Raw genomic sequence first — 16,442 nt, 5'->3', positions numbered from 1 at the left:
CTTACTCAAAATTGGCATGCAACAATAAAAGTAACCGCTTTAAAAAGTGAAATATAAAAAGACCTAGTCAGAAGGTAGCCTAAAGATAGCAGTCGTCACTGCGCTTTAGAAACCCTTCTGACTAGATCTTGCCTACCGAATAGTAACACTCTAGTTTTGAAGAATGCGATTAATATGAATGGTCAAAAAGACCTTTTCTTCTTTTGGTACTTTGTGGTTAAAAAACGTCTCCAAATATTTGGCGATTTTTTCAGCCCCGGCATAAGCCTGGGGAAAATCATTAATGACTTGATCAAAATAACCGAAATCATCTACTTTTGCCTGCTGCTGCATTCCAAATTCCCGTAATAAGAAATATTTCAGATGCGTCACCAAGCGATGATAATTAATACTGTCGTGCTTGAAATCTTGTTGATAGGTTTCATTTAGAATTGCGATCAAATCACGAATTATTTTGTTAAAATCTTGCTCGGAGTGCGTCTTGTCTGCCTGCCAGCGAGCGTTAATGATATGCAGCGCAATAAAACCCGCTTCATCTGCTTGTAAATTAACTTGGGCCCTTTCATTCAAAAGCAAAACTGCCCACGCCCCTAACCGATATTCCGCTGGATAAAACATCTGTACTTCATGAAGTACCGCGTTAGGCAGATATACACCTGTCTTGGCACGTTCAATAGCGAAGCTGATGTGATCTGCTAACGAAAGATAAATTAGATCATTTAGCGGATAATCCAATTGTTCTTTGAAATATTCAATAATCTCAAAAGCCAGACTTGACTCTTCATAACTGATCTTTTCAAATAGTTTTTGGAATTTCTCGTCGATTTGGTTCGTATTGGCAACAAATTTCCGCTCAACTTTTAACGGATCAACTTCATCACCACTTTTTTTGCCGAAAGAAAGGCCATTGCCAATCACAATTGCTTCATGATCGTCATCTAAGACGATTGCCGCACTATTGTTCAGTACTTTAATAACTTTCATGACGGTCCCTTTCTGTTCTGCATGCTCAATTTAACAGAATTTGAAAACGGTGTCAACATCTTTTTGATAACTGTACTGGTACAGTTATTTCGTTACCACCGTTCCAATTTCAGTTGCAAAATTTGAATCTCCTGTTATTTTTAATTCAATTGACTTGATGGCATCCATGTTAGTAAAAATCACCATCACATCATTTTCTTTTTCTTTTTCAGCTAAAAGAGGCAAATTAATCGTCGCTAATTTTGTTTCTGGTGTAACGCTTTGGCCTTCTTTTACGAAAATTTCAAACGGGGCGCCATTTAACTCTACTGTGTCAATGCCAATGTGAATTAGGACATCTAAACCATTTTTAGTGGTGATCCCAATAGCGTGTTTTGTCGGAAAAACACTTGATACTGTCCCATTTACTGGTGAATATAATACCCCTGATTTTGGCGTTACCGCAAAACCGTCCCCCATCATTTTTTCTGAGAATACTGGATCACTAACCTGTGCCAATTCTTTTAAAGTACCATTAATTGGATTATAAATTGTTTCACTTTTTTTCTTTTTATTGAAGAACATTTCAATTCCCTACTTTCCTAAAAAGTTTGTAACAAGTATAGTATGCGGTTTCAGATTATGCAAGATAAAAATGGTACGTGTTTTTTAATTTTGATTGCTAGAACATGATTTATTGGGTTGAAATAATAAAAATAACGCATATAAGAATACGTGCTCCTATTTTTTCGTCCTTTACCTCTATTTTCTACTCACCCCATGAAAAATAACATGTATCTTCATTCAAATGACAATTGCGACATTTGTAACCACTAATTGCAAGGTGTATATTTTTAGTATTCCTTAAAAGAAGGGAGTAAATTTTTGTGAAGAAGAAATCTATTACACTGCTTTTGCTGATCATTGGCGCGATTACTCTTGGCATTGCCGTGCAACACTATAGTGGACTTTTTTATCAAGCGCCTATTTTAAAAGTGAAGGACGTTCAAAAACAAGATAATCAGCTTACGCTCTCTGGTCGTTTAGTCAATCATCACCAGGAAAATATCACAATTAAAGTGGATACCAATGCCGTTTCTGCCCTTACAATTAATTTCAAACAAGGGCAACAGCTTTTACTTAATCACAACAAAGAAGAAATAATTACAGAAAAACAAGACGGGATTGTTGTCTGTCTTTTATTGATTTTTTTGGGCTTTGTTTTGATTTTAGGAGAAGTCGCCGGCATGAGGGCACTCTTAGGGCTATTACTGAACTTGACATTGCTTTTTGCCTTACTAAAATTAGATACCTCGTTTTTACAGATACCAACATTAGGCTTGATGTTTATTTACGGTGTCTGCTCCATTATCATTACCTTTTTGGCCAATTACGGCATCAAGGCTTTTCGCAGTGATTTAATCATCACAACTTGCGGCATTGTCTTGGGGGGCTTTTTGATTTGTTTTCTAGCTTTAAAGGCTTTTGAGAACAACGGCATCCGCTTTGAGGAGATGCAATTTTTAACGCGTCCTTATTTAGGTGTTTTTTATGGAAGCTTACTTGTTGGTGGGATTGGCGCAGCTGTTGATATGGTGGTGACATTGGTGTCGTCATTAAAAGAACTTATCTATCAACAACCCACCATCACCCAAAAAGAATTGTTACGCTCTGGACAGCGCATTGCCCAAGATGTCACATCTTCGATGATTAATGTTTTATTATTTGCATATTTGAGCGGTTCAATTCCCATGCTGGTCTTTTATTTGAAAAATGGCTGGCCATTTGTCGCGACGTTACAGCTTCATTTATCCCTGGAATTATTGCGCGCTTTTTGTGGTGCCTTTACCATCTTGCTTTCCATTCCCGCAAGTCTTTTATGTGTTATTTTTGAAAGGAGGCGCAAAGCGTGAATGTTTTACTTTTTCTCTTTTTTATTCTTTGTCTCTTAAGTTTTTTGATTTTAGGAAAACCCGCTTTTTACTTAATTACCGGCATTTTTATGACATTATGTCTATTTTTAGTGGCTATTTATTTAATCAGTCACAACTTTGCTGTTCTGCCGATTTTTCTTGTCGTTTTGCTAGCATTGACGGGAATTATTTTATTTTATACGAATGGTTTTAATCCAAAGACCAAACTCGCTTTTTTCTGCTCGGTCATAACATTTACGTTGATGATTTTACTAATTCCACTCTTAACAAAAAGCATTGCGATTGCTGGTTTCACGCCTGAAGAAATCGACGAACTGGCGACGATGAACTTTGCTGTCCCCATTTCATATCAAGCTCTCACGGCAGTTTTAATTATTATGAGTATGGCTGGTGCTGTGATCGATGCGAGCATGGCGGTGGCAAGCTCACTTTACGAGTTACGCTATCAAGGGCAGCTTCTATCTGCCACTGCACTTTTTCAATCAAGCATGAAAGTTGTTAAAGAAATTTTAGGTTCCAGTATTCATACCCTCTTCTTTGCTTTTGTTGCCAATAACCTCGCTTTAATTTTTTGGTTTAGTGATTTGCACTATTCTTTTGAAACACTCATTAACGCCAAAGCTTTTGTAGCAGAGCTTGTGATTAGTATTTCAGCTGGAATTATGACAGTGGCCACACTACCTTTCACTGCTTATTTTGGCGCAAAATTTTTTACCCGCTAACCGCAGCAGCATCAAATAAAAAAGTGGGAAAAGCCGATAGCACCGCTTTTCCCACTTTTTAACCAGCTTGTCAAAAATTGAAATCAAACTTAAACCAAAGCTTTTTCCAATGATTGACAAGGTACACCATCCTCATAATAAATATCCGAACAAATCTTGTAGCCTAATTTTTGATAAAAACCAACCGCCGTCTGTTCGGCATGCACCAAAGAATGAATATAGCCATTTTTCACCCCATAAGCTTCGATTGCTTTCATGATCTTGGCTCCTAAATTTTGTTTGCGATACGCTTTTAAAGTAGCGATTCGCGTAGGACGAATCGTTTTTTCATCTTCAATAACAATTCGACCAGTTGCGACTGGCAAATTTTCATCGTAGACAACCGCATAAACACGTTCCGGCGTATCGAGATTGTCAAACTCTTCTGCTAACGGAATATTTCGTTCCAAAACAAAGACTTCCATGCGGATAAAACAACTTGCCGCCCGTTGAAAGTTTTCATTGCCAAGCTTTAGTTCCATGAAAAAACCTACTTTCTTTTTGCAATTTTTTTCGCTTAACTTTAGCATAACAAAAAAAACGCCGAAGCAAAAATTTAACTCCTTTTTACTAAAATAAACGCAGCACTAAGATTTTCCGCACATAGTCTGAGGAAAATATCGGACTTTTGGCCGATTAAAACAACCGTTATCCTTGCTATGATAGACCCATAGAAAAAAGAGAGACGCTAGCTACTTACAAACAGGAAAAGTTGGTTTTAGAATCACTTTTGGCAGCTGACGCAAGCTTTTAAATAAATGGAGGAGTTATTATGGAAAATAATTCAATGTTAATGCGCATTTTGATGTTTATTGGTTTCCTTTTTGTCGCAGGGATCATTTTGAATTTAGTGTTGGGGATTGCAGGTTCATTAATTGCATTGGTCTTTCGTTTTGGGATTCCTTTATTAATTGCAATTGTGATCGTCCGCTTTTTAACCGGCACTTCTACAAAACGCAACAACCGCCGCTATTACTAAGAAAAGCTTTACGCGCTCGGTCAACTCTCAAGCAATAAAGCGGAATTTCAATAAATTGTCTCTCAAATTTCTTGAAATTTCTACTTATTGTCGCCGAGAGTTAGCGCAGAAAGCTGGACACTAAGAAAAGCGGAACAAACTACGCTTAGCTCTCAAAAAATAAGAATGAGATTTTCAGAAATTGTTCCTCAAATTTTTGAAAATTTCGACTTATTTCTTGGAGAGCTAGTTTGTGAAGCTAGACATAAGAAAAGCTTTACGAACTCGTTTAGCTTCTGAGCATTAAGATGGAATTTCAATAAATTGTTCTTCAAATTTTTTGAAATTTCTGCTTAAGGCCGAAAGGAGCTAGTTCGAAAAGTCAGCTTGTGCTAATAAATTAAAGCAATATTTTTTCACAAGAAAAAAATATTACTCCCTTTAAAAAAAGAGTGCCTCAAAATTAGGCTTTAACCTAGTTTTGAGGCGCTCTTTTTTTAAGAATTAAATTTTTAGCCTAGTGCTACATCTAAAATCATCATGATCATAAAGCCTAACATGGTACCAAACACCGCAAAATGGCGATGGCTGGAGCTTTCTTGTTGTGCTTCTGGGATGAGTTCTTCTACCACGACATAAATCATTGCACCAGCTGCAAAAGCTAAAGCATAAGGTAAAATGGCGGTCATTCTTGAAACTAAAATTGCGCCAATGACCCCGGCAATTGGTTCGACGATCCCTGATGCTTGTCCGTAAATAAATGCTTTTGTCCGACTAAGTCCTTCTTGCCGTAACGGAATTGACACGGCTGCGCCTTCTGGAAAGTTTTGGATCCCAATTCCCAAAGCAACGGATATGGCAGCTAAGACTGCGGCTGTTGGATTATCAGCACTGGCCGCTGCGCCAAATGCCACACCTACCGCTAATCCTTCTGGAATATTGTGAAGTGTAATTGAAAAGACCAATAAAATAGTCCGTTTTAAATGTGTTGGTAAACCTTCTTGCTCATGATCTGGCCCAAAGTGCATATGGGGAATCGTCTTGTCGGCTATGTATAAAAATAAGCCCCCTGCCCCAAAACCAATCGCTACAACTAACCAAGGAAATTGCGAGCCGTTTTCTTCTGCTCGTGCAATTGCCGGATCAAGTAATGACCAAAAACTGGCCGCAATCATTACCCCAGAGGCAAATCCGAGCATCAAATTTAAAACATCCTTTTTGATTTCCTTAAAGAAAAAAACCAACGCCGCCCCAAGTGCTGTCATAAAATAAGTAAAGGCTGTTCCCGTTAAGGCTTGTTGCCAGGGCTGCAGTTGTAAAATCCAATTCAGCACAAAAAAACCTCCCGTTCTTTTTATTTAACTGTAGCATAAAAAGAACAGGAGAGCGACTATTTTACTATTCATCTAAACTGCTTACTCTTAGCGAAATGCCACCAAAATATGCGTGATACCCCACATCATAAAGTAAAAACCAACTAGGAAACTTAACGTTAAAGCAGAAGAAACCGGATTAAATAATAACATGAAACCAACGATGACTCCCAAAATATTAACAATTAGCGAAAACCAGAAATAGCCGTTGTTCAGTTTTCTGGCAGCTTCTAAACCAAATAAACCAAAAATCGAATCCACGATAAACCAAATCGCAAATACAAACGGCAATGCCAAAATGCTGGCTTGCATATTCCACAACAAGAAAATTCCGATTAAAATATCTAATACCCCAACCAAAATGGGCATTTTTGCTTTATAACCAGTTAAATCTTTAAACCGGTTCCGCAAGAATATTTCAAAAATCCCTTTCAAAATTGCCAATACACCAAAGACAATGACAATTGCAACGAGATTGCCAACAGGATCACGAAAAGACATTAATGACACAATAATAAATAAAATACCTAAGATCAAAGAACCCCAGTCAAAACTTCTTTTTTCCATTACAATTCACCTTCCTTTTTTAATGTCCAGATGTAGCGCCACACCAAAAATTGCGGCACCATATCGCTTATCTACATTAATAATGTTACGCTTGTGATTGGAAACGGTCAAAAGTTAAGCTTTTTTTGCAGGGAATTGATTTCGAGTAAAAACAGGCACAGGCTAGCTATTTTTTAGTTTTACGTTGTATTTTTTGCTTTTTAGCCCATTTTCCCCACCTATTTCCTAATAAAAACTTTGAATTTAACAGGAAATGTCCAGATATGGTTGCAACTTCCCATCAGCGCCTATATAATGCTATAAGATTGCATATATATCTGACATATATAGTAGGAAAATTAAAAACATCAGCGACCCCTTTAAATTTTTAGGTAATTCTTTACCTGAAGCCAAAATTTAAAGTTATGCGGCCGCATCTTTTTTTGCCCGCTCAATTTTTGGGGAGTAGAATCGATTAGGAGGATTATTTTATGATTACAGTTAGTGACGTAAGTTTGCATTTTTCAGACCGCAAACTTTTTGATGATGTGAATATTAAATTTACGCCGGGGAACTGCTACGGCTTAATTGGTGCAAATGGTGCCGGCAAGTCAACTTTCTTAAAAGTTTTATCTGGTGAGTTGCAACCATCCACCGGGAATGTCTCCCTTGGTCCAGACGAACGGATGGCTGTTTTACGCCAAAATCACTTTGACTTTGAAGAATATACAGTGATTGAAACAGTTATTATGGGGCATAAACGCTTATATGATGTAATGAAAGAAAAAGATGCCATTTACATGAAAGAAGATTTTAGCGATGAAGATGGTATCAAAGCGGCTGAATTAGAAGGAGAATTTGCTGAATTAAACGGTTGGGAAGCCGAACCAGAAGCAGCTGTTTTACTACAAGGGTTAAACATCGCTGAAGATTTGCATCACTTGCAAATGAAAGAATTAACAGCCGGTCAAAAAGTTAAAGTTTTACTAGCACAAGCACTATTTGGTAAACCTGACGTACTTTTACTAGACGAACCAACCAACGGACTTGATATTCAGTCGATCAATTGGCTCGAAGAATTTTTGATCAACTTTGAAAATACGGTCATTGTCGTTTCCCATGACCGCCACTTCTTAAACAAAGTCTGCACCCATATGGCCGACCTAGACTTTGGTAAAATTCAACTTTACGTCGGAAACTACGATTTTTGGTTGGAGTCAAGTCAATTGGCAACGAAATTACAAGCGCAACAAAATGCGAAAAAAGAAGAACAAATCAAAGAATTGCAAGACTTTATCGCCCGTTTTTCTGCCAACGCTTCAAAATCAAAACAAGCGACTTCACGGAAAAAAATGTTGGATAAAATTACTTTGGATGATATTAAACCCTCAAGCCGCCGCTACCCATTTGTCGGTTTCAAGCCAGAACGAGAAATCGGTAACGACCTATTGCAAGTTGATAATGTCAGCGTCACAATCGATGGCAAAAAAATCTTGGATAATATCAGCTTCACGCTAAACAAAGATGACAAAGTTGCTTTTGTTGCTAATAATGACATTGTCACAACAACGTTATTCAAAGTTATCATGGGTGAAATCACACCGGATACAGGTAGCGTTCGTTGGGGTGTAACCACAACGCAATCTTATTTGCCAAAAGACAGCAGTAGCGAATTTGCCAGCAACTTAACAATTTTAGACTGGTTGCGTCAATACGCTTCAAAAGAAGAAGACGACAATACTTTCTTACGGAGTTTCTTAGGCCGGATGTTATTTTCTGGTGATGAAGTTTTAAAACCTGTCAACGTTTTATCCGGTGGGGAAAAAGTACGTTGCATGCTTTCTAAATTGATGCTTTCTAAATCTAACGTTTTGGTTTTAGATGATCCAACCAACCACTTAGACTTGGAATCAATCACCGCATTAAATGATGGCTTAATGGCCTTTACGGGTTCATTGTTATTTGCCTCTCATGACCACCAGTTTATCCAAACATTAGCAAACCGCATCATTGCGATTTCTGATAAAGGTGTTGTGGATCGTTCTGAGACAACTTACGATGAATTCTTAGAAAACCCGGATGTCAAAACTCGGATGGCGGAGATTTTTGCTTAAATCGCCCTTAGCCTTTATCCTTGTCTTACAGTCAAAAAAAGCTGCGAAACCTAAATAGGTTTCACAGCTTTTTTTAATGGGCCATCATCTCTTGGGCAATGGCATGGGAAGTGAGATTATCTGGGTAATACGTCGGCCAGTTGTGCATTTCTTCAAATAAACTGGCTTGGCTTTTTCCACCAAAGAAAATATGATAATGGACTGCTTTTTCAGGTGCAATATTGTGATCGCTAAATTGCACATATTTAAAACGACCAGCAGCGCCTTTTGCTTCAAATAAAAAGCGCACGCCCCGATTACCTTTTTCATAATTTAAAATCTTGTATCCTTTGGCCACATATTCATACTTGTGATGGTTTCCGTCTACCACAAAATCGATCGTATTATCGGTAATGTCAATTTTTTCTACATCGGTTTTGTAGCCGGTGTCGTAATATTTTTTGTATTCTGTGGCAGTCATATCTTGATTTAATTTTGCTTTGTAATCAAAGACTTGATCTAGCTCGCCTGCTTGTAGTAATGGATAAACGGACTGCCACTTACCGGTGTAGTCACTTAATTTACGCTCCTTGACTGCGCTGTCGGCAAAATAACCATTGGCAACAGTTTTCACCTCCGCCTTGTGAGATTCTTCTGGTTTCACGTCTTTGCCGGCAATATTCGTCGTTTTTTCCAACGCTTGCAAATTCTCTTTCATCACGGAAATGTAATCTTCACCAGCAGCGATTTTCTCTTTGGTCAAGCTTTCCAATGGATTTAGCACTGCTAGCTTAACATTTGCTTCATTTGCCAGTGTTTTGGCAATTTTATCGCTGGCATTTTCTTCAAAATAAATGTAGCGAATGTCGTTAGCTTTCACATACTCCTTCAACTCACCCAAGCGACTCGCAGAAGGTTCTTCTTCTGGGGAAAGCCCGGCAATTGGCACTTGTGTCAACCCATAATCTAAAGCTAAATAGCCAAACGCCGCATGTTGTGTGACAAAACTTTTTTGTTTTGCGTCTTTTAAACTGTCGCTGTATTCTTGATCCAACTGGGTTAATTTTGCTAAATATTTTTCCGCATTCGTTTCAAAAACTTTGGCTTTTTGCGGATAAAGTTTAGCCAGTTGCTCTTTAATACTCGTTACTTCCTTCATTGCCCGATGAGGTGAAACCCAAGTATGAGGATCTAATTCATGATGGTGTCCTTCTTTTGCATGATCGTGATCGTGTTCTTCTTCACCACCAGGCAAAAGAATCATGTTTTTGGTACCTTCTATCACATTGGGCTTATCTTTGGCAAAACTTTTTTTCGCTTTAGGTACCCAAGTTTCCATATTTTCATTGTGATAGACGAATACATCTGCATCATGAATTGCCGCCATATCTTTGGCGGACGGTTCATAGTCATGTGGTTCAGAACCCGCCGGAATCATCAATTTGACGTTGGCCTCATCGCCTACAATATTTTTCGTAAAATCATAGATTGGATAAAAAGTTGTAACGATTTCCAATTTATCTTTTTTAGTTTCAGCTGTCTTTTCTGCACTTTTGGCATTTGTCCCACAAGCAGCCAGCATTCCTAGTACAACCATACTTACTAAACCAATTCCCAATTTCTTCATACTTCAAATCCTTTCTATTCTCTAACCTCTCTGATAACTTTTTGCTGCCATTACGATTTACCTTTATCAAAACGAAATAATTACGATTTACTCCAATAACAATAGCAACACTTTTTTCTGCTGTCAATAAAAAATAACATGAAATTTTATTCAAATGATTATACATTCATCTAAATGACTTTTATAGTCTGATTTCAAACGAGATGAAAATATATTTGATAACAAAAAAACCGGTGAAAAATCTATCACCGCTAAATATTTTAAAAATTTAGAATAGCCTTGCATTTGTTTTGATTGAGGAGTACCCTGTGAAAAAGGGAGTGAAAAGAAAATGAAAGAAATAAAATGGTTTAGCGGCGGTAGCGAACGTGCAGAAGTCGCCTTAAGTGACATTTCGACAATTTTAGGTTTGATTCCCGCCGACACAAACACTGCGCCATTGCGCCAGCTGCTTTTTGATTACGCACAAGAAATTAACGAAGGTGTGACAGCCGTCCCCTATATCTTAAGCCGCATGGCAGTTTCGGTATCTAATTGTATAACTAAAAATAAAATTATACTTTCCCAAGAAGCCTCCGACCAGATCAAAAAACTACTTAGCCTAGCAGAAATTCGCTACGGGTATTAAGAAAAGCTTGATGCGCTCGTTTAGCTTTTGAGCATTATGACGGGATTTCAATAAATTGTTTCTCAAATTTCTTGAAATTTCGGCTTAATGCCGATAAAGCTAGTGCAGAAAGCTAGACATGAAAGAAAAGCTGAAGGTGCCGGCTAGCACATTGGAAAAATATCGGAAACTTATGTTCTGATGCTCTTCATCAGAATTAAGTTTTTGAATTTTTCCCAAAGTGTTGGCACATGAAGCTAGACAATTAGAAAAGCTTTATGCGCTCGTTTAGCTTTTGAGTGTTAAGACAAAATTTCAATAAATTGTTCTTCAAATTTCTTGAAATTTCGGCTTAATGCCGATAAAGCTAGTGCAAAAAGCTAGACACCTAGAAAAGCTTGATGCGCTCGGTCAGCTCTCCAACAATAAGACGAAAGCTTGATAAATTGTTCTTCAAAGTTCTCAAGATCTTGACTTATTGTCGCCGAGAGTTAGTGCAGAAAGCTAGACACCTAGAAAAGCTTGATGCACTCGCATAACTTACCAACTTTAAGACAGATCAAAAAATGTAATGGACTACACGACAAAAAAACAGCTCTTTTCAGTAAGGTTACGTGATTGCCACTCCCCCACTGAAAAAGAGCTGTTTTTATTTTTTTCGTTTAAAAGAAAGAGCGACAAGCAGTGCTGGTATTCCCACGGATACCAGGGTCCGCAAGAACTGGTGATTGCCACTAACCCAAGGCCTGACGGTAATTAATAATGTAATAAAAACACAACTATCTACAATAAAAGCAGACGACTTTACATAACTTTTCACTTTTTGTTTGATCATTTTATTTTCTACCCTTTGCCAATATCACTAATTTTGGCATTCATCATAAAAATTGTCGTTATGCCAAATAAAATGCCCGCACCACAGGAAATAATTAGCTCAAACGGTGAAATTATATACGCCAGAAAACCATCTCCAGCTACCCATGAAAAAACAGCTTGTAAAAGATGAATCGTAATCCCAAAATAAATTGCAGATTGGATTCCTTTTTTGCGATTGTATTTACGAACGCGCGCAACATTGGCGCTGGTTACTTCGTTTTCCGTCAGCAAAGCACTTTTACTAGCCTTCATAATATAGATGCCGACACCATAAACAACAGTTAAAATATTACAAGCAAGCAGTGCATACAGCGCATTTTCCGGATGATTTAGACCAAACATTAGTGCAATCAGCGAAGAAAATAAAAGATAACTATACAATCCAATGAACGCATTATTTCCAATGCGATTTGCTTCATTGCGTTTATATTCATCCAGCGTACCTTCGATGCCAAAAAAGTGCTTTACTACATTATCCCGCGTTATTTTCATCATTATCCCTCCAAAACAGTGTATTTAAATCTGATTCTAATGCCCAGGCAATCCTCAAACATAAATCAAGCGTAGGATTATATTTATCATTTTCAATCATATTGATTGTTTGGCGTGCCACTCCGACTTGATTGGCTAAGTCCAATTGTGAAAGCTGCATATTTTTACGGTATATTTTTACTTGATTCACGGCGTTCCTCTTTCGTGTCATATATATATGACTTATTAGCAATAATTATAAACTTATCTTTTGTAACGTCAAGTATATTTGACATTCTAATTTAACATGTCCGAATTTTTTACAAAAAAAGATTTGCACAGTGAACAATTATACTGTGCAAATCTTCTTCATCATGGTTTAAAACTAGGTCAAACAATTATTCTGTAACTGAAATAGGGACGATTTCAAACTTGGTTACATCTACTAAACCAATGTCGGTGATCTTTAAGTTAGGAATGACAGCCAGTGACATAAAGCTTAAGGTCATAATCGGGTCAACTTTTGGCGAGATGCCTAATTTTTCATGAGCCAATTGGTTGATTGCTTCTTCTTGGCGGGCAACTTCCTCGCCAGTCAGCTCACTCATTAAACCTGCAATTGGCAATGCCATACTCCCGATTACTTTGCCAGCTTCGACTAAGACAACGCCACCTTCTTGAATCTTTAGGGCTTTAACTGCCACTTCCATATCTGTGTCATTTGTGCCAGCGACAATTAAATTGTGGGAATCATGGGCGATTGAAATGCCAATTGCCCCTTTTTTCAACCCGTAATCTTTCAACAAACCGACAAAAACATTGCCAGTATTTTTGTGCCGTTCAATCACAGCCAGTTTCACCACATCTTCTGTTGGCTGATACACAAATTCACCATTGTCAGCTCGTTTCACGGTTACAATTGCTTCGTTTGTCAGCGCCTCTTGGGGAATCACTTCAATCGCCCGCGCACGATCACTGGTTAAGGGTAGTTGTAATTGTTCTTTTTTAAATTTCGCAATATGGACACTAGATTGAACTGTTTTAGTTGCAACCCGTTTTACTTCTGGAAGATAGGTGTTATTTTCAGCAACGCGTTCTCCTTTTATATAGGTCGCTTCAATAACTGGTGCCTGTAAATCTGAAAAGATGACCAAATCTCCCCGCAAACCTGGCGCAATGGCACCGCGATCGGATAATTGACAGCATTGTGCAGCATTAATTGTCGCCATTTGAATGGCACGAATTGGCGTGATCCCTTCTTCTATACAAATGCGAATGCTATTGTCCAAATGTCCTTTTGCCAAAATATCTTTAGCCTGTAAATCATCGGCAACTAAAACACAACGCTGGTAATTCGTATCCGTCACTCCTTTTAAAAGGGTACGTAAATTCTGCGTAACAGTCCCTTCCCGTAGTAAAACATACATGCCACGAGCAATGCGGTCTTTTAGTTCAGCCACTGTTGAACATTCGTGATCGTTTTTTATCCCAGCTGCGATATAAGCGTTTAGCGCTTTACCAGTTACCATTGGCGCGTGTCCGTCCACTTGCAGACCGTATTTTTTAGCTGCTAATAATTTATCTAAAACAGCAGTATCAGCCGCAATTACTCCTGGAAAATTCATAAACTCGGCTAAACCGGTTACTGTTTTTTCTTCAAAGGAAGCCAGCATATCTGCGGCTGTAATGACGGCACCGGAATTTTCCATATTGGTTGCCGGCACACAAGAAGGCATGTTGTAACGAATATCCAAAGCCGTTTTTTTGGCGGCAGCCACCATGTAATCCAACCCAGCTAAACCCAGCACATTGACGATTTCATGGGGATCTGCTAGCACTGTGGTTGTGCCGTGGGGTACCAATAAACGCCCGAATTCCTCTGGTGTGACATAAGCTGATTCTACGTGAATGTGGGCATCAATAAAACCTGGCGCTACAAATTTGCCGGCTAAATCAACTGTCTTAATTCCTTCATAATCAGCGCCAATTCCTGCAATCAAGCCATCAACAAGTGCAATGTCTCCTGTCATAATTTCTGCTTGATACACATCAATTATTTGAGCATTTTTCAATACTAAATCAGCCGGTCTTCTTCCTGCAGCAGTGTCAATCAGTCGTTTTAGTGCCTCTTTGTTCATAAATTCGCTCCTTTATCGGTCTTGGTGACAACAATTTTTTTAAATATTGTTTTAAAGTATAACACGTTACCAGCGAAATTAGTTACGTGATTTTGGCCATCTTTGCTGCATTTTAAGGGCTAAAGCTACCAGGGGTAAATATAAAAACACCAGTGAAACCCGTTGGATAATTCCTTTATAACTAAAGGCAAAAAGCTGGGATAAGCCATTGGCCCCTGCACTTAGCAGTGCACCTAAAAAAATCAGGCCACAAATTTTGGCAAAGGTGGCATTGATTGGCTTAAAAATTCGCGCTAACAATAACGGTGCTGCCAGCATACCCAAAATTCCTGCTCCTGAGCCAAGACCATGAATCATTGTCGCTAAAGTAAGACCGCTCGTTGTATGATCGATGGAAAAAACGCCAGTAAAAATACAATCACCAATTGCAAAGGCGGCGATGCTAAGCAGTAACCAGAAAATTTCGCGCCGCATGGCTTGGAAAATTGGGGCAGCAAAATAAAATTTAATCGCCGGTAATGAAACTAACAATAAACTGCCCGTTAAAATTGAACCGTGTTCAAAATAATTTTTAACTGGACTCGTCACGCTGCCCAAATCACTAACAACTTGGTGCGCTTGACTAAATTGTGACCACATCCCACCTAAGAGATAAGGCATTCCGCCATCACAGAGGACAAATAAAAGCAGTAAGATCCAGCCATAGTTGCGATAAAATTTCATGTACTGTGCTCCTTTTTAGACAAAATTACAAAAAAACTCTAGCCTGTTTTGTCAGACTAAAGTTTTATTCGTTATACTTTTTCGTTCCGATTTTTTCCAAAGGTAAAAATTGCCACACAGCCCAAACCGGTATGGGCTGAAATTGTCGGCCCCAGCGGCAGACATGCGATATCTTCAATGCTTACGTCTTCGACAATGGTTGCAAGCACTGTTTCAGCCGCAGCAACATCCCCCGAATACGCGATATAAACAATTTGATTTTCCCGCGAAGTCAGATTATTCAGTGTTTCCGTTACAATTTTTTGCAACGATTTATTCCGGCCGCGCACTTTATCAACGTTTTGTAATTTTCCATTTTCATCCACATGAATAATTGGTTTCACCTTTAATAAACCGCCTAAAGCCGCTTCTGATTTTGAAATCCGGCCCCCGCGTTCCAAATGCTTTAAATCATCCACAGTTACCCAAGATTGCAGCAACATTTTATGCTCTTCCACCCACGCGATGACTTCAGCAAAAGTTTTACCAGCATCTTGTTGTTTTTTTGCACCTAACACCAATAAACCTTGCCCTAAGCTCGCCGCCAAGGTATCCACTACGGCAATTTGGGCATCCGGATAATCTTCTTTTAAAACATCCACCGCTTGAAGGGCGCTGTAATATGAGCCGCTCATTCCCGATGAAAAAGACAAATAAATAACAGGAGTGTCGGATTTTGCATAGGGTTCAAAGAACTCTAAATAACGCCCCACATTAATTTGCGAAGTCGTTGGCATTTGTTTATCTTTCAAGGCTTGATAGAAAAAATCAACATCAAATGTCTTCCCTAAGTCATCTTCATACTCTTTGCCATTAATTTCTACCAGCATCGGCAAAAATGCAATACCAGCTTCATCCAAAAATTGAAACGGAATATCACAACAAGAATCCGTTACGATTTGAAACATGGCTTAACCCCCTAAATGTTCTCTTTAAAACTTCACAAATATTTTGTGACAAAAAAGTTTAAAAAAGTTTTTAAACTAGCTACTTTGTTATTTTACCATATTGCCACTACCTTTGAAAATTTTAAAAGAAAGCATCTTTTAAAATAACGAATTTTCTTATTATGCACGATTGAATTTCACAAAGTAGTGTAGTCTTCATGAATAAAAGGCGTAAAAAATGCAACTTTTCTATTTATTAAAATCGTGATTTTTATTGTCTAAGACACACCCTTGATTAAAAATGAAGGGAAAAAAGATTTAGCTTTAAGAACCAAGTAGGTAATATCCCCTCTGTCAAAATAATTGCTGTCGCTCACAGTAATTACTTGAATAATGCGCAAATAGTTTCCCATATTTGGGGTATGATTTACTTATTGCTAGAAAAA

16 protein-coding genes are annotated in these 16,442 nt (G+C 38.2%); 5 read left to right on the top strand and 11 right to left on the bottom strand.

Annotated features, from left to right (window positions below; all coding sequences use genetic code 11):
• Window positions 1-150: 150 nt before the first annotated feature.
• Window positions 151-984: a PRD domain-containing protein gene (locus tag AC6R0T_RS00680; RefSeq protein WP_206903040.1), complete on the bottom strand. Its 834-nt coding sequence runs from the start codon at window positions 982-984 to the stop codon at window positions 151-153.
• Window positions 985-1,068: 84 nt separating this feature from the next.
• Window positions 1,069-1,548: a PTS sugar transporter subunit IIA gene (locus AC6R0T_RS00675; RefSeq protein WP_303753624.1), complete on the bottom strand. Its 480-nt coding sequence runs from the start codon at window positions 1,546-1,548 to the stop codon at window positions 1,069-1,071.
• Window positions 1,549-1,850: 302 nt separating this feature from the next.
• Here AC6R0T_RS00675 and AC6R0T_RS00670 point away from each other — a divergent pair, with 302 nt between their 5' ends.
• Both AC6R0T_RS00670 and AC6R0T_RS00665 read left to right on the top strand, forming a co-directional pair.
• A complete protein-coding gene (locus AC6R0T_RS00670) occupies window positions 1,851-2,876 on the top strand; it encodes a YibE/F family protein (protein WP_303753625.1) in 1,026 nt (341 codons plus the stop codon).
• Window positions 2,873-3,619 (top strand): YibE/F family protein, encoded by a 747-nt coding sequence (locus AC6R0T_RS00665; RefSeq protein ID WP_303753626.1) that lies wholly within the window; start codon window positions 2,873-2,875, stop codon window positions 3,617-3,619. The genes AC6R0T_RS00670 and AC6R0T_RS00665 overlap by 4 nt, the downstream gene beginning before the upstream one ends.
• Window positions 3,620-3,708: 89 nt before the next feature.
• On the opposite strand, the gene AC6R0T_RS00660 is transcribed toward AC6R0T_RS00665, so the two are convergent.
• Complete coding sequence (locus AC6R0T_RS00660) at window positions 3,709-4,140, bottom strand: GNAT family N-acetyltransferase (RefSeq protein WP_206903036.1); 432 nt, start codon at window positions 4,138-4,140, stop codon at window positions 3,709-3,711.
• A gap of 290 nt (window positions 4,141-4,430) precedes the next feature.
• Here AC6R0T_RS00660 and AC6R0T_RS00655 point away from each other — a divergent pair, with 290 nt between their 5' ends.
• Window positions 4,431-4,637, top strand: coding sequence for a hypothetical protein (locus tag AC6R0T_RS00655; protein WP_206903035.1), 207 nt, complete (start codon window positions 4,431-4,433; stop codon window positions 4,635-4,637).
• A gap of 491 nt (window positions 4,638-5,128) precedes the next feature.
• Here AC6R0T_RS00655 and AC6R0T_RS00650 read toward each other — a convergent pair whose 3' ends face one another.
• Window positions 5,129-5,950 carry a ZIP family metal transporter gene (locus AC6R0T_RS00650; RefSeq protein WP_206903034.1) on the bottom strand — a complete coding sequence of 274 codons (822 nt, stop codon included), beginning with the start codon at window positions 5,948-5,950 and terminating at the stop codon, window positions 5,129-5,131.
• Window positions 5,951-6,037: 87 nt separating this feature from the next.
• On the bottom strand, window positions 6,038-6,556 hold the full coding sequence (locus AC6R0T_RS00645) for an HdeD family acid-resistance protein (RefSeq protein ID WP_282461826.1): 519 nt from the start codon (window positions 6,554-6,556) through the stop codon (window positions 6,038-6,040).
• A 470-nt stretch (window positions 6,557-7,026) separates the two neighbouring features.
• On the opposite strand from AC6R0T_RS00645, the gene AC6R0T_RS00640 reads away from it, so the two are divergent.
• Complete coding sequence (locus AC6R0T_RS00640) at window positions 7,027-8,649, top strand: ABC-F family ATP-binding cassette domain-containing protein (protein WP_206903032.1); 1,623 nt, start codon at window positions 7,027-7,029, stop codon at window positions 8,647-8,649.
• A 73-nt stretch (window positions 8,650-8,722) separates the two neighbouring features.
• Here AC6R0T_RS00640 and AC6R0T_RS00635 read toward each other — a convergent pair whose 3' ends face one another.
• Window positions 8,723-10,255, bottom strand: coding sequence for a zinc ABC transporter substrate-binding protein AdcA (locus tag AC6R0T_RS00635; protein WP_303753627.1), 1,533 nt, complete (start codon window positions 10,253-10,255; stop codon window positions 8,723-8,725).
• Between the two features lie 331 nt (window positions 10,256-10,586).
• Here AC6R0T_RS00635 and AC6R0T_RS00630 point away from each other — a divergent pair, with 331 nt between their 5' ends.
• Window positions 10,587-10,883 carry a bacteriocin immunity family protein gene (locus tag AC6R0T_RS00630; protein ID WP_303753628.1) on the top strand — a complete coding sequence of 99 codons (297 nt, stop codon included), beginning with the start codon at window positions 10,587-10,589 and terminating at the stop codon, window positions 10,881-10,883.
• An 822-nt stretch (window positions 10,884-11,705) separates the two neighbouring features.
• Here the strand turns inward: AC6R0T_RS00630 and AC6R0T_RS00625 are convergent.
• The 5 genes from AC6R0T_RS00625 to AC6R0T_RS00605 all read right to left on the bottom strand — a co-directional run bounded on the left by AC6R0T_RS00625 (window position 11,706) and on the right by AC6R0T_RS00605 (window position 16,017).
• Complete coding sequence (locus tag AC6R0T_RS00625) at window positions 11,706-12,230, bottom strand: DUF3278 domain-containing protein (RefSeq protein ID WP_526159539.1); 525 nt, start codon at window positions 12,228-12,230, stop codon at window positions 11,706-11,708.
• Complete coding sequence (locus AC6R0T_RS00620; RefSeq protein WP_206903028.1) at window positions 12,211-12,420, bottom strand: helix-turn-helix transcriptional regulator; 210 nt, start codon at window positions 12,418-12,420, stop codon at window positions 12,211-12,213. Before AC6R0T_RS00620 ends, AC6R0T_RS00625 begins: the two co-directional genes overlap by 20 nt.
• Window positions 12,421-12,607: 187 nt before the next feature.
• Window positions 12,608-14,347 carry an adenine deaminase gene (gene ade, locus AC6R0T_RS00615; RefSeq protein WP_303753630.1) on the bottom strand — a complete coding sequence of 580 codons (1,740 nt, stop codon included), beginning with the start codon at window positions 14,345-14,347 and terminating at the stop codon, window positions 12,608-12,610.
• A 78-nt stretch (window positions 14,348-14,425) separates the two neighbouring features.
• Complete coding sequence (locus AC6R0T_RS00610; RefSeq protein WP_303753631.1) at window positions 14,426-15,070, bottom strand: DUF998 domain-containing protein; 645 nt, start codon at window positions 15,068-15,070, stop codon at window positions 14,426-14,428.
• A 71-nt stretch (window positions 15,071-15,141) separates the two neighbouring features.
• Window positions 15,142-16,017 (bottom strand): DegV family protein, encoded by an 876-nt coding sequence (locus AC6R0T_RS00605; RefSeq protein WP_206903025.1) that lies wholly within the window; start codon window positions 16,015-16,017, stop codon window positions 15,142-15,144.
• Window positions 16,018-16,442: the final 425 nt, after the last annotated feature.

The organism is Enterococcus sp. S86.2, from assembly GCF_059834485.2.
This window is presented reverse-complemented; position numbering and strand designations above follow the sequence as displayed.

What these genes read in the sequence shown, in the direction of transcription:
- ade (WP_303753630.1), bottom strand. Translation starts at nt 14,347, where the DNA reads ATGAACAAAGAGGCACTAAAACGACTGATTGACACTGCTGCAGGAAGA.
- AC6R0T_RS00635 (WP_303753627.1), bottom strand. Translation starts at nt 10,255, where the DNA reads ATGAAGAAATTGGGAATTGGTTTAGTAAGTATGGTTGTACTAGGAATG.
- AC6R0T_RS00630 (WP_303753628.1), top strand. Translation starts at nt 10,587, where the DNA reads ATGAAAGAAATAAAATGGTTTAGCGGCGGTAGCGAACGTGCAGAAGTC.
- AC6R0T_RS00640 (WP_206903032.1), top strand. Translation starts at nt 7,027, where the DNA reads ATGATTACAGTTAGTGACGTAAGTTTGCATTTTTCAGACCGCAAACTT.
- AC6R0T_RS00610 (WP_303753631.1), bottom strand. Translation starts at nt 15,070, where the DNA reads ATGAAATTTTATCGCAACTATGGCTGGATCTTACTGCTTTTATTTGTC.
- AC6R0T_RS00605 (WP_206903025.1), bottom strand. Translation starts at nt 16,017, where the DNA reads ATGTTTCAAATCGTAACGGATTCTTGTTGTGATATTCCGTTTCAATTT.
- AC6R0T_RS00655 (WP_206903035.1), top strand. Translation starts at nt 4,431, where the DNA reads ATGGAAAATAATTCAATGTTAATGCGCATTTTGATGTTTATTGGTTTC.
- AC6R0T_RS00660 (WP_206903036.1), bottom strand. Translation starts at nt 4,140, where the DNA reads ATGGAACTAAAGCTTGGCAATGAAAACTTTCAACGGGCGGCAAGTTGT.
- AC6R0T_RS00680 (WP_206903040.1), bottom strand. Translation starts at nt 984, where the DNA reads ATGAAAGTTATTAAAGTACTGAACAATAGTGCGGCAATCGTCTTAGAT.
- AC6R0T_RS00645 (WP_282461826.1), bottom strand. Translation starts at nt 6,556, where the DNA reads ATGGAAAAAAGAAGTTTTGACTGGGGTTCTTTGATCTTAGGTATTTTA.
- AC6R0T_RS00625 (WP_526159539.1), bottom strand. Translation starts at nt 12,230, where the DNA reads ATGAAAATAACGCGGGATAATGTAGTAAAGCACTTTTTTGGCATCGAA.
- AC6R0T_RS00675 (WP_303753624.1), bottom strand. Translation starts at nt 1,548, where the DNA reads ATGTTCTTCAATAAAAAGAAAAAAAGTGAAACAATTTATAATCCAATT.